11 protein-coding genes and 1 riboswitch are annotated in these 14,874 nt (G+C 34.8%); of the genes, 4 read left to right on the top strand and 7 right to left on the bottom strand.

From position 1 onward, the window contains the following. The first annotated feature begins 20 nt into the window (after window positions 1–20). Window positions 21–2,369: a sensor domain-containing diguanylate cyclase gene (locus TX86_RS14145; protein WP_042349422.1), complete on the top strand. Its 2,349-nt coding sequence runs from the start codon at window positions 21–23 to the stop codon at window positions 2,367–2,369. A gap of 86 nt (window positions 2,370–2,455) precedes the next feature. Here TX86_RS14145 and TX86_RS14140 read toward each other — a convergent pair whose 3' ends face one another. Continuing rightward, window positions 2,456–4,819 carry a heavy metal translocating P-type ATPase gene (locus TX86_RS14140; RefSeq protein WP_042349421.1) on the bottom strand — a complete coding sequence of 788 codons (2,364 nt, stop codon included), beginning with the start codon at window positions 4,817–4,819 and terminating at the stop codon, window positions 2,456–2,458. A gap of 484 nt (window positions 4,820–5,303) precedes the next feature. On the opposite strand from TX86_RS14140, the gene TX86_RS26305 reads away from it, so the two are divergent. Beyond that, a complete protein-coding gene (locus TX86_RS26305) occupies window positions 5,304–5,483 on the top strand; it encodes a GyrI-like domain-containing protein (RefSeq protein WP_336469858.1) in 180 nt (59 codons plus the stop codon). A 229-nt stretch (window positions 5,484–5,712) separates the two neighbouring features. Here the strand turns inward: TX86_RS26305 and TX86_RS14130 are convergent, their stop codons facing one another. From TX86_RS14130 to TX86_RS25805, 3 genes are all read right to left on the bottom strand, one after another. After that, window positions 5,713–7,074, bottom strand: a complete 1,362-nt coding sequence (locus tag TX86_RS14130) for a PFL family protein (protein ID WP_042349420.1) — start codon at window positions 7,072–7,074, stop codon at window positions 5,713–5,715. A 17-nt stretch (window positions 7,075–7,091) separates the two neighbouring features. Further along, window positions 7,092–7,367: an ACT domain-containing protein gene (locus tag TX86_RS14125; RefSeq protein ID WP_042349419.1), complete on the bottom strand. Its 276-nt coding sequence runs from the start codon at window positions 7,365–7,367 to the stop codon at window positions 7,092–7,094. 99 nt (window positions 7,368–7,466) lie between these two features. Beyond that, window positions 7,467–7,545: riboswitch (glycine riboswitch) on the bottom strand. 175 nt (window positions 7,546–7,720) lie between these two features. Continuing rightward, on the bottom strand, window positions 7,721–8,866 hold the full coding sequence (locus tag TX86_RS25805) for a GGDEF domain-containing protein (protein WP_052343676.1): 1,146 nt from the start codon (window positions 8,864–8,866) through the stop codon (window positions 7,721–7,723). Between the two features lie 160 nt (window positions 8,867–9,026). Between TX86_RS25805 and TX86_RS14115 the strand changes: the two genes are divergently transcribed. Continuing rightward, the gene (locus tag TX86_RS14115; protein ID WP_042349418.1) at window positions 9,027–10,196 is read left to right on the top strand and encodes a DHH family phosphoesterase; all 1,170 of its coding nucleotides are present in this window, start codon (window positions 9,027–9,029) and stop codon (window positions 10,194–10,196) included. A 225-nt stretch (window positions 10,197–10,421) separates the two neighbouring features. On the opposite strand, the gene pdxT is transcribed toward TX86_RS14115, so the two are convergent. Together pdxT and pdxS are read right to left on the bottom strand one after the other, a co-directional pair. Continuing rightward, window positions 10,422–11,003 (bottom strand): pyridoxal 5'-phosphate synthase glutaminase subunit PdxT, encoded by a 582-nt coding sequence (pdxT, locus tag TX86_RS14110; protein WP_042349417.1) that lies wholly within the window; start codon window positions 11,001–11,003, stop codon window positions 10,422–10,424. 1 nt (window position 11,004) lies between these two features. Continuing rightward, window positions 11,005–11,892, bottom strand: coding sequence for a pyridoxal 5'-phosphate synthase lyase subunit PdxS (gene pdxS, locus TX86_RS14105; protein ID WP_042349416.1), 888 nt, complete (start codon window positions 11,890–11,892; stop codon window positions 11,005–11,007). 123 nt (window positions 11,893–12,015) lie between these two features. Between pdxS and pdxR the strand changes: the two genes are divergently transcribed. Continuing rightward, entirely contained in the window at window positions 12,016–13,413 is a 1,398-nt protein-coding gene (gene pdxR, locus TX86_RS14100; RefSeq protein WP_042349415.1) for a MocR-like pyridoxine biosynthesis transcription factor PdxR, read from the top strand. Between the two features lie 187 nt (window positions 13,414–13,600). On the opposite strand, the gene TX86_RS14095 is transcribed toward pdxR, so the two are convergent. Further along, complete coding sequence (locus tag TX86_RS14095; RefSeq protein WP_042349414.1) at window positions 13,601–14,866, bottom strand: TRAP transporter large permease; 1,266 nt, start codon at window positions 14,864–14,866, stop codon at window positions 13,601–13,603. Window positions 14,867–14,874 lie beyond the last annotated feature (8 nt).

Raw genomic sequence — 14,874 nt, 5'->3', positions numbered from 1 at the left:
CTAGAAAGTTGGACCATCTAATGAAAAATAATACATTATTGCGTACAAATATCATTGTTTGTTTTATCATAACGATTGGTTTTATCATTACTTCTATTATAAGTTATCGATCAAATTTCGGTCTTTATGAAAGAGACATAGAGCATGTTACTACACTTGCTACAGATGGTATCTATAGTCAAATAGATTCGGTTTTTTCACAGCCTGTACATGTATCATTAACAATGGCTAATGACAGTTTATTAAAAAGTTTTTTAGCCGATGAAGAGCGTCGCTTGAATAGTGAAGCGTATGTGGATAAGTTAAGAGATTATTTAAATGCTTATAAAGAAAAATATACATACGACTCTGTTTTTTTAGTTTCTACTAAAACAAATAGATATTATCATTTTAATGGGATAGATCGTGCACTTACAAAGGGAAATCCAGAAAATGTTTGGTACTATGATTTTTTGAATAATGATGAGGAATATTCGTTAAATATTGATAATGATGAGGCTAGTAATGATATCATAACCGTTTTTGTGAATTGTAAAATCAAGGATAATGATGGCTCCATAATAGGTATTGTAGGGGTTGGAGTAAAGGTTAATTATCTTCAAGATATATTAAATGATTATGATAAAAAATTTAACATAGGAGCTTCCTTAGTTAATGAAAATGGTGTTGTTGAAGTAACTACAAAAGGGGAAGACTTTGAAAAAAACAATATATTTAAGGCAAAACAATACTCGGGTTTAAAAGACAAAATGTTTCAAACGAATACGGATAAACAAATGTATTGGTATTCATCTGGACAAAATGAAGACTTTATTGTGACGCAATATATACCGAATTTAAAGTGGCATCTCGTTGTTGAAAATGATACTTCTGATCTCGAAAAACAGTTTCAAGAGCAACTATTACGAGGTGTATTAATCATTATTGTCATTATTGTTTTCGTACTAGTCATCATAACGAGATTAATTAAAAAATATAATGCTCAAATTGTGAAGCTTACACTTTCAGAGGAAGTGGAGTATCAGAAGCTTCTTCATCAAGCCACTGAAGGCTTGTATGATACTATTTATGAATTTGATATAACTCGTAATAAAGCAGGAGGAGAAAGTACTGAACTATATTTTAACCGCCTTGGTATAAAGAAAGGTGCATCTATTGATGAAGCATTGATAGAGATTGCACATAAGCAAATTAAAGAAGAATATATTCAAGGCTACTTAGATACATTTTTAACAGCAAATGTGTTAAAAGCATATAATAATGGGATTAATAATCTTACATATGATTTATTATTTGGGAGTAGAGAAGACGGCTATCAATGGATGAGAGTAAAAGCTAGAATATTCTACTGGAATTCTGATAAATCTGTACGGATGATTTCGTTCAGAAAAAATATTGACGCGGAGAAAAAGCGTGAAATGCAATTGATTGAGGAATCTTATAAAGATTCACTTACTGGATTGTATAATAAGCGTACAACAGAAGATTTAATTAATAAGCTTTTGGAGAATCAAGAAGAAAAGAAAGGTTACTATGCCTTCTTACTATTAGATATTGATAACTTTAAGAATATAAATGATAGTTTTGGTCATGCTTATGGTGATCAGGTGATTCAAGAATTTGCTGATGAACTAAGAATAAAATTTCAAGAAAAAGATATTGTTGGTCGCATTGGTGGAGACGAATTTGCTGTGATGATGTGTGAATATAGTAGTCGGGATAACATTATAAGCAAGATAGAGCGACTTTGTACTAAATTGAGCGAAAAACAGTACGGCAATAAGCAGAATTTTTCTGTTACAGCTAGTATTGGTGTTGCTTTGTTTCCTCAACATGGTTGCAGCTACTCGGAATTATATGAGAAATCGGATCAGGCATTATATTTTTCGAAAAGTCATGGGAAAAATGCCTATACAATTTTTAAGGAAAATAGTATGGAATCTGATTGTATAGCTTCTCATGTAAGCCAAAGAGACTTGCAAATGTTGTTTGATACTTCAACCGATGGTATTTCAAAAGTAGCTTGTGTGGATGATACATTTAAAATATTATATTTTAACCATAAACGAGCAGAGTTAACAGGAACGCCAGCAAGTGAACTGGCATCTGCAACTTATAGTGAATTGACCCAATTTCATCCTGAAGATCTTGCTCAGGCCTTGGAGATATTTTACTATTCTCTAAAAAATAAAACGCCTTTTAAAATTTCTATTCGTATGAAGCATGAAAAAGGATACTATTTTCCAATTATTTTAAGAGGTGCATTTGTAAGTGAACTTTATGAAAATAAGTATCCTATTTTCTATATGATTTATACGAAGACGAATTTTGATGAAACGAATACAGAAGCAACAGAGGATAGGGAATAAGTGAATGAAGAGATAGTAATTCTAAAGTTTAGTTTTATATGTTAAAGAGGCTGCTCCATCGGAGTAGCCTCTTTATTTCAATGTATTTATTTTAAGCGTAATACTCGCATAGCATTAAGCACCGCTAACAATGTTACCCCAACATCTGAGAATACAGCTTCCCACATAGTTGCGATACCAAAAGCACCAAGTAGTAGGAAAATGGCTTTCACGCCAAGTGCGAATATGATATTTTGCCATACAATACGACGAGTACGTTTTGCGACTCCGATAGCGGCTGGTATTTTGGATGGTTCATCTGTCATGATGACAATGTCAGCCGCTTCGATAGCTGCATCTGATCCTAAGCCACCCATTGCAATTCCAACATCAGCACGAGCTAATACAGGAGTATCATTGATGCCATCGCCAACAAAGATGATTTTTTCTTTTGCATTTTTACGAGTATCGATTTTTTCAATTTCTTCTACTTTATGTTGTGGCAGTAATTCAGAATGAACTTCATCTAATCCTAATTGTTGACCTACTGCATCGCCAACTGCTTTCGCATCACCTGTTAACATGACTGTCTTTTTAATGCCAAGTGCTTTTAGTGCGGCAATAGCTTCAGCAGAGTCTTCTTTTACTTCATCTGATATAACAATATAACCAGCATATTGATTATTCACCGCTACATGGACAAGTGTTCCAACTTCATTTGGTTGTTTGAATGGAATGTTTTCTTTTTTCATTAATTTTGCATTACCAGCAAGGATTTCTTTACCATCAACTTCTACTTGAATACCATGACCGGAAATTTCATTATAGGAAGTAATTGATTCTTCGTTAATTTCTTTACCATATGCTTTTCTAATCGATTGAGCGATTGGATGATTCGAATGAATTTCAGCATATGCTGTGTACTCTAATAATTCATCCTTAGAAATAGGATCTGCTGGCTGAATAGATGTTACTTCAAACACACCTTTTGTTAACGTACCAGTCTTGTCAAAAACAACATATTTTACATCGTTTAATGCCTCTAAATAATTACTTCCTTTTATAAGAATACCTTTTTTCGATGCTGCACCAATTCCACCGAAAAATCCAAGTGGAATAGAGACAACAAGTGCACAAGGGCAAGAAATAACTAGGAATACTAGAGCACGATAAATCCAATCTGAAAATGTTGCGCTGCTAATAATTAATGGTGGAATAAACGCTAGTGCTAAAGCAACGATGACAACAACTGGTGTATAGTAACGAGCAAATTTTGTAATGAAATTTTCTGTTGGAGCTTTTCGACTGCTTGCATTTTGAACAAGGTCTAAAATTTTTGAAACAGTTGATTCCCCAAATTCTTTGGTTACTTGAACTGTTAGTACACCATTTTTATTAATCATACCGCTTAATACATCACTGCCAGCTTCTACTTCTCTTGGTACGGATTCACCAGTTAGTGCTGATGTATCCATCATAGAAATACCTTCAACAACTTTACCATCTAATGGAACTTTTTCGCCGGGTTTAACAACAATCATGTCGCCGATTTGTACGTCTTCAGGTGACACTCTCTTTGTATCATTTCCAACCTTGATGTTTGCATAGTCTGGACGAATATCCATTAAAGCTCCGATGGATTTACGTGAACGATTAACTGCTAAGCTTTGGAATAATTCGCCTACTTGATAGAACAACATAACAGCTACAGCTTCAGGGTATTCTTTAATAGCGAAGGCGCCTATTGTTGCTAATGCCATTAAGAAGTTTTCATCAAAGACTTGGCCTCTAACAATATTCCGAGCAGCCTTCCAAACGACATCGCCACCGACGATTATATAAGCTATGAAGAATAGGATGAACTTTGCTGTTTCAGAAATGGAAGCAAACATGCCAATTCCCATTAGAACGATACCAATTCCTATTCGTGATAACATCTTTTTAGTGCTTCCATTATCGTGATCATGTGAATGACCATGACTATCTTCTTTAGAATCAGGAACAACATCAATATCGGGTTCAAGGGCTTTTACTTGGTTGATGACTGCTGTTTCTATTTGATTTATAGAAGAGTTCGTTTCAATAACTAATTTTTTAGAAACAAAATCTACAGTAGAAGAAGAAATACCATCAAGTTGTGAGATACCTTTTTCAATTTTCATAGCGCAATTCGCGCAATCTAATCCTTTTAAATAAAAGGTTTGCTTTGCAATTCCTTTTCGATGTTTTTCTTTTTCCTGTACAGATATATGTGGTTCTAAGTGGTTTACTTTTTTCTTTGTATTTTCGATGACATTTGCTTCTTGTTCTGTATCTGTTTCTAATGTTAGTGTTTTTGTCGCAAAGTTAACAGAACAAGAGTAAACTCCTTGAATGCCACTAACACCTTTTTCAATTTTCATAGCACAATTCGCACAATCTAATCCATCTAAGACTAGCTTGCGTTCGATTTTTTGTTTTTGGTTTTCCATCTGTTTCTCATCTCTCTTCTATGTTTACATTTGTAAGGGTCAAACTATAGATTTGAATACGAACAAAGAATACTTAGGCTTATTTTTTCATTAATATAATTTTTAACAAGTGAAGCATGTTTCAATACGATTTTTTAATAAATATATAATGTAGAAATACTTTTTGATTATTTATTACTCTTTACCCTTAATTGTATGCAAATATGCGCATGTGGTCATATATTTTCGCTTATTTAATTTATTTTTATTTTTGAATAGAAATCAGACATGTATTTAAATGATTCATTTATATCTATATATGCGCATTTACTCATATATGCTGTTACTTACATTATATTTTTTTCTGTTGGAGTATGTCAATACAATTTGAAATATGTACATTTATTGCTCTTGAAATAATGTGGGAAATTTAGGGTGGATTCATATTGTGGCTGTTTATTATTTTAGTAAATAAGAATGTTAATTTAGTTTTAAAAAGACTGAAGTGATTTTTTGTATGTATCGAGGACCATACAGTGAGTCAGAGCCTGTATATGAGGAAATGGCAGAATGGATTAAAGAAAAAGGACTTGAGCCAGTAGGCATCTGTTACGAATATTATTATAATGATTTACAATTTCCTGAGAGTGAGTTGCTGACTAAGGTTGTAATGCCGATTAAATAGAGTCATTGTTTGCTTAAAGAGTTAGCTGAAAGCAATCTAAATCCAAGTTTAAAAAGGATTTAGATTGCTTTTTTAGTAGTCTAGAAGTAAAAGATAATAGAATTAGTTAGGGGTTCGATATTGGAGGGAAATGTATACTTTTTTTGAAAAATCATTTTAAACTATTAAATGAAACGAAAAAAGCGTCCAAAAAGTGATTGGAAATCACCTTTTGGACAGCCGTGTTTAATTAGTTAATCATTGACTGCAACGGTGCAGGAATACGACCACCACGACGAATCATTTTCTCAGAATGGAATGGATTCACGCCCATAACTGGAGCACGACCTAATAGGCCACCGAATTCAACCATTTCTCCTTCTTTCATCCCTGGAACAGGGATGATACGAACAGCGGTTGTTTTTTTATTAATCATACCTATTGCTGCTTCATCTGCAATGATGGCTGAAAGAGTAGCTGGAGTTGCATCACCAGTTACAGCAATCATATCAAGACCAACAGAGCAAACACATGTCATTGCTTCAAGCTTAGGAAGTGTAAGAGAGTTATCAAGAATACCTCGAATCATACCATTGTCTTCACTTACTGGAATAAAGGCACCACTTAAACCTCCAACATATGAGCTTGCCATTGCTCCACCTTTTTTCACTGCATCATTCATTAATGCTAATGCCGCGATAGTTCCGTGTGTACCAATGCTTTCTAAACCGATTTCTTCTAATATTTCAGCAACACTGTCGTTTTGTGCGTTCGTTGGAGCAAGAGATAAGTCCATAATTCCAAATGGTACACCAAGACGATCGGCTACTACACGTCCGATTAATTCACCTGCACGAGTAATTTTGAAAGTTGTTTTCTTAATGACATCAGCTACTTCACCAAGATCAGCATCAGGGTAACGTTTTAAGGCGCTTAATACTACCCCAGGACCACTTACACCGACATTGATTACTACTTCACCTTCACCAGCTCCATGAAAAGCACCAGCCATGAAAGGATTATCTTCCACCGGATTACAGAAGACAACAAGTTTAGCCGCACCTAAGCCATTTTTATCACTTGTAAGTTCAGCAGCTTTCTTCATAACTTCTCCCATTGTACGAACGGCATCCATATTGATACCTGCTCTTGTACTACCAATTGAAACAGATGAACATACTCGTTCTGTTACACTTAATGCTTCAGGAATGGCGTCAAGTAAAGTTTGATCGCTTTTTGAAATACCTTTGTGAACAAGAGCTGAATATCCACCAATAAAATCAACGCCAAGTTGTACAGCGGCTTTATCTAATGTTTTAGCTAATTCTACGGCTTGGTCTTTTGTAGCGTGACCTAAGATTTCAGCAATTGGTGTTATAGAAATACGTTTGTTGATAATCGGAATGCCCATTTCTTTTTCCACTGCTTCAGCAACTTTTTTTAAATCTTTCGCATATGTAGTAATCTTTTCGAATACTCTTTTGTTCATTTTTTCAAAATCAGAATCCGCACAATCTTTCAAGTTAATACCCATTGTGACAGTGCGAATATCTAGGTTTTCAAGCTGAACCATGCGAATAGTTTCCATCATTTCATTTAATGCGATGTTCATATTTGTCAGTCCTTTCTTCACACACGATGCATAGCTTTAAAGATTTCAGCAAGCTGGATATTGATCGTTAAGCCTAGTGATTCACCTAGATTCGCTAATTCATGTTGCAGGCAATCTAAGTTTTCAAATTCTGTAACATCCACTAACATCATCATAGTGAAGAAGTCATTCAAAATGGTTTGATTGATATCTAAAATATTTACATTTTTCTCGGCAAGTATATTCGTTACTCTAGCAATAATACCTACTTGATCTTGTCCAATAACACTTACAATAGCTCTTCTTTGACTCATTTGTAATCACCTCATGTTGTTGTTTAAATGGGTATTCCTAATAAAAAAAGATTGGAATGAATCCAATCTCTTAAGGCGGTAGAATAACAAAGTGATATTCGTTACTCTTCTGTCCTTTTGCCTGAGATTGTGAATCCTTCGGCGCTGTAAAAAATACAGTCTCTCCAGAAGCTGCTCCTGCTATAGTGTGATCCATAGCATTCATCGCTTACTATGTAATTTTTAATCATTAATTCTTGAAAAAATATTTTCTTAGAATAATTTAGAATTTTATCATTGATTCTAATGTTGGTCAATTCGTAATTATGGAAAAAGAGAGAATGATAGGAAAGTGAAGTTTTATTCTATCATTACTATCGTAAATGGGTATTCTTTAATTTGAATTTAGGTTTGTACATAACAATTTGATTTCGACCATTAGCTTTTGCTTCGTATAGAGCATCATCAGCATTATTGAGGATAGTCATATACGACTCTGTTTCTGGTTTTTCTTCTACAGCGACTCCTATGCTAATGGTAATATAACCTGTTTCACTTTTCGTTGTTTTTATTGCACAGTTTTTTACACATTTTTGAAACCCTTTTGCGTATTCTGTTGCATGTTCAACTTGTTTTCCATGTAATACAGCAATGAATTCTTCACCACCGTATCGAGCAGTAAAGAGACCTTTCTTATCAGAATATGACTTAAAGGCTGATCCAATCAATGAGAGACATTCGTCACCGTTTGTATGTCCGTATGTATCATTGAAGTATTTGAAGTTATCGATATCGATAATAATAATGGCCATCGACTGTTTGGTCTGAACACAGTTGGCATATGCTTTCTCTATGTATAAGTTAAATGAGCGTCGATTCGGTAAAGTTGTTAAAGCGTCCGTCATGCTGATTTTATTTAAGTATATATTAGCTTCACCTTCTCGTAAGCGTAGGTTTAAAACAAGCGAAGTAAGAGCGAGACCTAAAATCCAAGCTGTTACAGCTGCAAATATATCATATACAAAAGCCTCGATTGCTTTAAAGTTGAAAACACAAGTGATAAATAATACATTTAAGCTAGTCATTAGTAGATTAATTTCCCAAAGTGTAAACATAAAGATTAATGACATAGCTAAATATAATAAAGGGAAGAATATCCCTGGTCTATCTGGGTATGGAACAATACTAACTAGTATTGTAAAGACCATAATCGACACCACGAAAAGAGCACAAACACTTTGTATGAGTGAAAATGAAAAAGCTTGTTTCTTCGAGTATTGGTGAGAGAAGACAACAAAAATAAGGTGAATTATAATAAAAACTTGATAAATTAGAGATAGTTGTTCATTTTGGAACATGAAAATGGTAGCTATATAATAGAAGAATAAAATCATTAATGCCGTCGTGCTAACTTTGCGAAGTATTTTTAAATTATTTTTTGCAATCTCTGTTTGAGCGTTTAAAAAGAATTGAGATCTTCTACTAGTTAATAGATGAATTAATGATTTTAATGTTTTCATTATTTTCTGAACACCTCCTTCGAATTATTATTTTAACATATTATATTTTTATTAAAAAGATGAATGGTTATTGGTTTATTGGCGGTTTTTATTTTTTGAGATAGTGAAAAACTCAATAATTTTCTGGTTGAAAAACCATACTACAATAGAGGTGAAGAGTATGTACAAATTGTTATCACACAATGATTTAGATGGTGTTGGATGTGGGATTTTAGCGAAACTGGCTTTTGGTGACCAGGTTAAGGTTAAATATAACTCAATATCAGCTCTTAATAGAGAGATTGAATATTTTTTTGAACATGATAATCAAGAATTGTTTTTGTTTATTACAGATTTGTCTCCTAATGAAGAGAATGAAAAGAAACTAAATGATTATCATCAATCACAAGGAAAGCTTCAAATGATTGATCACCATAAAACAGCTTTACACTTTAATGAATATGAATGGGGACACGTTTTAGTAGAGGATGATGAAGGAAAGTTAACATCTGCTACTTCCTTATTGTATACGTATCTAGTGAATCATGAACTATTAAAAGAGACGGCTGCTATTTCTGAATTTGTTGAATTAGTAAGACAGTATGATACATGGGAATGGGAGAAAAACAATAATCAAAAAGCAAAGCGGCTGAATGCCCTCTTTTTTTTAGTTTCAATTGATGAGTTTGAAGAGAAAATGATTCATCGACTTCAAACAAGTGATACTTTCGATTTTGATGACTTTGAGAAAAAACTATTACATATGGAAGAAGAAAAAACGGAGCGTTACATCCGAAGAAAGAAAAAGGAAATTGTCCAAGCGGAAATAGGTGAATACTTAGCAGGTGTTGTATACGCAGAGTTGTATCACTCAGAATTAGGAAATGAACTAGGGAAAGAATATTCACATCTTGATTATATTGTTATCGTGAATATGGGTGGAAAGAAATTAAGCTTCCGCACCATTCATGATCATGTTGATGTTTCAGAGATTGCTGGTCAATTCGGTGGTGGGGGGCATCAAAAAGCTTCCGGTTGCTCTTTATCAGATGAAGCTTACAAGCAGTTTATAGAAGAAACATTTCATTTAGAACCACTTCGAGAAGATGCTAAACGAAATCGCTTTAATGTAAAGAAATCTTCATTTGGTACACTGTATAGAAATCGAAAAGATGAGGTATTTCTTGTCTATTCAATCAATGACGAGTGGGTTATTGAAAAAAATAAAAATAAATTAGAGCAAACCTTCACTACTTTTGAAGAAGGGGAATCTTTCTTAAAAAGAAATTACTTAGCGTGGTTAGTGAATGATGATCAGTTTGTAAACTATTTAATGAAGCAGATAAAGTGAAACTTTAAAAGCGTTGAATGGAGTGCCATTCAACGCTTTTTCTTAAAAGATAAGAATGTATATATATTTTTTGCGGTGTGTCTAGCTCCAGCGCCCAGCGACTAGTAGATTTCGCCCATCTCCCTACGATAAGTCAACATCGAATCAGCTACCGCCTCTTCGTGTTTCCTTTATCTCAGTCGAAGTGCTCCAATCTATACGTCGCTTAACGGGCGCTTGCGCTTTTTATACTCCAACATGAACAAGAGTAATCATCTCAGCAAATAGCTTCATAAATCGTAAATCGTCGGTAAGTTCAGGATGAAAAGCTGTTACAAGAATATGGCCTTGTTTCGCTGCAACGATATTGCCGTTAATGGATGCAAGTATTTCGACATTTGGGCATGCTGCTTCAACAAAAGGAGCGCGAATGAATACAGCAGGATATGATTCATCCATTCCTTCTATTTGTAAGTCTGCTTCAAAGCTATCAATTTGACGACCAAAGGCATTTCTCTTCACTTTAATATCAATTAATTGCAGATGGCTTTCTTCGTCTCCGACTAAGTCTTTTGCAAGGAGCACCATTCCTGCACAAGTACCAAAGATTGGTTTAGAGTTACCGAATTGTTTAAGTGGTTCAAGAAAACCGTATAAATCAATAAAGCGTCGCATTGTCGTGCTTTCTCCACCTGGTAGGATTAAGCCATCTATTTCAGCTAGTTGCTCAGGTCGTTTCACGACAATTCCTTGGCAACCAACTGCTTCGATTTGGTTAAGATGCTCTTGAACAGCACCTTGCAGTGCAAGTACACCTATCTTTTGCATATTACCATCCACGCTCCTGCATTCTTTCTGTTGGATTCAAAGTAGAGATTTCGATACCCTTCATTGGAGTTCCGAGTTCTTTGGATAATTTACCGATTAAATCGTAATCTGTGTAATAAGTTGTTGCTTGAACGATTGCAGCGGCGAATTTAGCTGGATTTTCTGATTTGAAAATACCAGAACCAACGAATACGCCATCAGCTCCAAGCTCCATCATTAGTGCTGCATCTGCAGGAGTTGCAATACCGCCAGCAGCGAAGTTTACAACCGGAAGACCGCCTTCTGCTTTAATTTGTTTTAGGATTTCATAAGAAGCACCTAGTAATTTTGCTTCTGTCATTAACTCGTCGTCACTCATATTAACCACTTTACGAACTTGAGCATTAACTTTACGCATATGACGAACAGCTTCAACGATGTTACCAGTTCCCGGTTCACCTTTTGTACGAAGCATCGATGCACCTTCACCAATACGACGTGCAGCTTCGCCTAAGTCGCGGCAACCACACACAAAAGGTACTTTGTATGTACTTTTTAGTAGGTGGAATTCTTCATCTGCTGGTGTTAATACTTCACTTTCATCAATGTAATCAACACCCATTGCCTCAAGAACACGCGCCTCAACAATATGACCAATACGTGCTTTTGCCATTACAGGAATTGAGACTGCATTCATTACTTCTTCTACAATACGAGGGTCAGCCATACGAGCTACACCACCTGCAGCACGGATATCTGATGGTACTCGCTCAAGTGCCATAACAGCTACCGCTCCAGCAGCTTCTGCGATTTTTGCTTGCTCAGCGTTTACCACATCCATGATAACGCCACCTTTTTGCATTTGTGCCATACCTCTTTTAACTGTTTCACTTGCTAATGTTTTTGTCATTTTATTCAAACCTTTCTGTGTTTTCGTTTGCTTGTGTTACAGTATAAGAAGAGTCAGACTGTATTAAAAGAGTCAGTTTTTGATAAAATGAGGGTGTCAGATGGAAAGGGAGATGTTAATTTTATGGAAATGTTATCCTGTGATTTAGATAGAAATAGCCATATTCCTTTATATGAACAATTATATGAATATATTAAAAATGAGATTATCGAAGGAAGGCTAACCTATCAAACTAAATTACCTTCAAAGCGTAAACTAGCAGATTTTTTACAAATTAGTCAAAATACAATCGATACGGCTTATATTCAGCTTACGGCGGAAGGATATTTAGAAGTTATTCCAAGAAAAGGTTATTTTGTTATGGCATATGAGGATTTGGAGTATCTACCCAAGGTGGATCTTCCAAAGCAACAAGCAGAAAAAAAAATAGATATTCGCTTTCATTTTCATCCAGGTCAAATTGATACGATTAATTTTCCGATGGATATGTGGAGGAAAGTATCAAGGCAATTTCTGTCTGAGGAACATCATGAATTATTATTATTAGGAGATTCGCAGGGGGAGTATGACTTACGTAAAGAAATTGCGAATTATTTATATCATGCACGTGGAGTGATTTGTACACCTGAGCAAATTATTATTGGAGCAGGTGTGGAAATATTACTGCAACAACTATTAATCTTATTGGAAGATGATACAGTTTATGGTGTTGAAGACCCTGGTTTTCATTTAATCCATCGTATTTTGAAAACATATCCGAAAGAAGTGTATCCACTTGCTGTTGATGAAGATGGTTTAATTATCGAAGGTTTAGAGGAATCGAATATAGATGTTGCTTATGTTACACCGTCGCATCATTTTCCGTATGGAACGATTTTGCCTGTAAATCGAAGAACAAAGTTACTGAATTGGGCTGCAGCATCTGAAAGACGTTATATTATTGAAGATGATTATGATAGTGAATTTCGTTATAGTGGGAAGGCGATTCCGTCTTTACAGAGTATGGACCAGGTTGGAAAAGTAATATATTTAGGTTCTTTTTCAAAATCGCTAATGCCTTCTATTCGTATTAGTTATATGGTTCTTCCAAAGCAACTGTTGCATCGCCATCAAGAAGAGCTATCTTTTTATCATTCTACCGTTTCACGCATGGATCAGCATATCTTGGCTGAATTTATTAAGCAAGGTATGTTTGAAAAGCATTTGAATAGAATGCGAAAGGTGTATCGCCATAAGCTTGATATTGTGACAGGTATGTTAAAACTATATACAGACAAAATATCAATCATCGGAGGAAATTCAGGTCTACAAGTAGTACTGGTAGTGAATAATGGTATGAGTGAAGAAGAACTAGTTCAACGCGCAGAGGCTGCCAAAATACGTGTGCATCCGTTATCTTCCTATATGCTTGTAAAAAAAGAAAATATGAAGCCGACAATTGTCCTTGGTTTTGCAGGTATACCGACAGAAGAAATAGAAGAAGCAATTCGGTTACTTTTAACAAGTTGGCAGATTATTTGATAGGAGTAGTGCAGATGGTTACAGAGAAAGGAAAAAATGGTGAAGTAAAAGCAGTATCATTCTGCCACATCTTTCGATTTAATAAATTCAAGGATGGAATTGTTGAGATAATATCGTACATAGTGTGATACTTCCCTAATAGATGTAAAAGCCTATCATTTAAAAAAGTAGATAGGCTTTCATTGTTTTAGAGACTTAATAAAGAGATTTGTGGAATAAAAGAGATTAATAGAATATCTATAATCATCATAATTATAAAAGGGAAGGCTGCTTTAACTAACGGCTCAAGCTTTGTGTTACCAATTTGAGAGCCCACAAATAGTGATACTCCTACAGGAGGTGTTACTAAACCAATTGCCAAATTCGCTGTCATGATAATCCCGAAATGGATTGGATCAAGACCAATTTGGGTTGCGACAGGTAATAATATTGGCGTTAAAATGATAATAGCAGCTATTGTTTCCATAAATGTTCCTACAACAAGTAATAATAAATTGATTAAAAGTAATATGACTAATGGAGGTAAGTTTGCTTCCATTAATGATGTAGCGACAGATTGAGGTACTTTCTCCCTTGTTAATAACATTCCGAAAATAGATGCAGAAGAAATAATAAATAAAATGACGGAAGTTGTAACTACAGATGATACGAGCATTCCTTTAAATGCTTTAAAATCAATTTTTTTATATACAAATACACCTATAATAAAGCCGTACACAACAGCTACAACAGAAGCTTCAGTTGGTGTGAAAAGCCCTCCGTATATTCCACCTAAAATAATAATAGGCATCAATAATGCTAGTATTGCTTCTTTAAAAGATGTCCATATATTTTTCACTTTGAATTTTTCAACATCTGAACCATAACCTTTTTTACGAGAAATGAAATAGGCAATCACCATTAAAGAAAATCCGATTAATAGCCCTGGTACAATACCGGCTATGAACAAACTACTGATGGATACGCCAGCGGATACACCATAAAGAACTAAAGGTACACTAGGAGGTATAATAATTCCAGTTGTTCCTCCAACAGCTTGGATGGCAGTAGCAAAATTTCTATCGTATCCTGCTTTTATCATAGCGGGAATCATAATCCCACCAATAGCAGCTGTTGTTGCTGATGCAGAACCAGAAATAGCGGCAAAAAACATACATGCTACAAGTGAAACATGAGCTAATCCTCCCTTGAATTGACCTACAAGACTTTGTGCAAACTGAATCAATCGTTCTGATATGCCCCCAACTTCCATTAACTTTCCGGCCAAAATAAAGAATGGTGCTGCTAGTAAAGGAAAAGAATCTAGGGCAGCGAACATTTTTTGTGGGAGTATAACAAGAGGTATTTCACCTATTAGTGCAAAAATAATAATGGAAGCAAGTGCAAGTGAAATAGCTATTGGTACATTAATGACAATAAAAACAGCAAGTAAAATAAATAATAATAAAGCCACTAACTATT

The organism is Bacillus massiliigorillae (genome assembly GCF_000380245.2).
Classification (GTDB): Bacteria; Bacillota; Bacilli; order Bacillales; family DSM-1321; genus Bacillus_AD; species Bacillus_AD massiliigorillae.
This window is presented reverse-complemented; position numbering and strand designations above follow the sequence as displayed.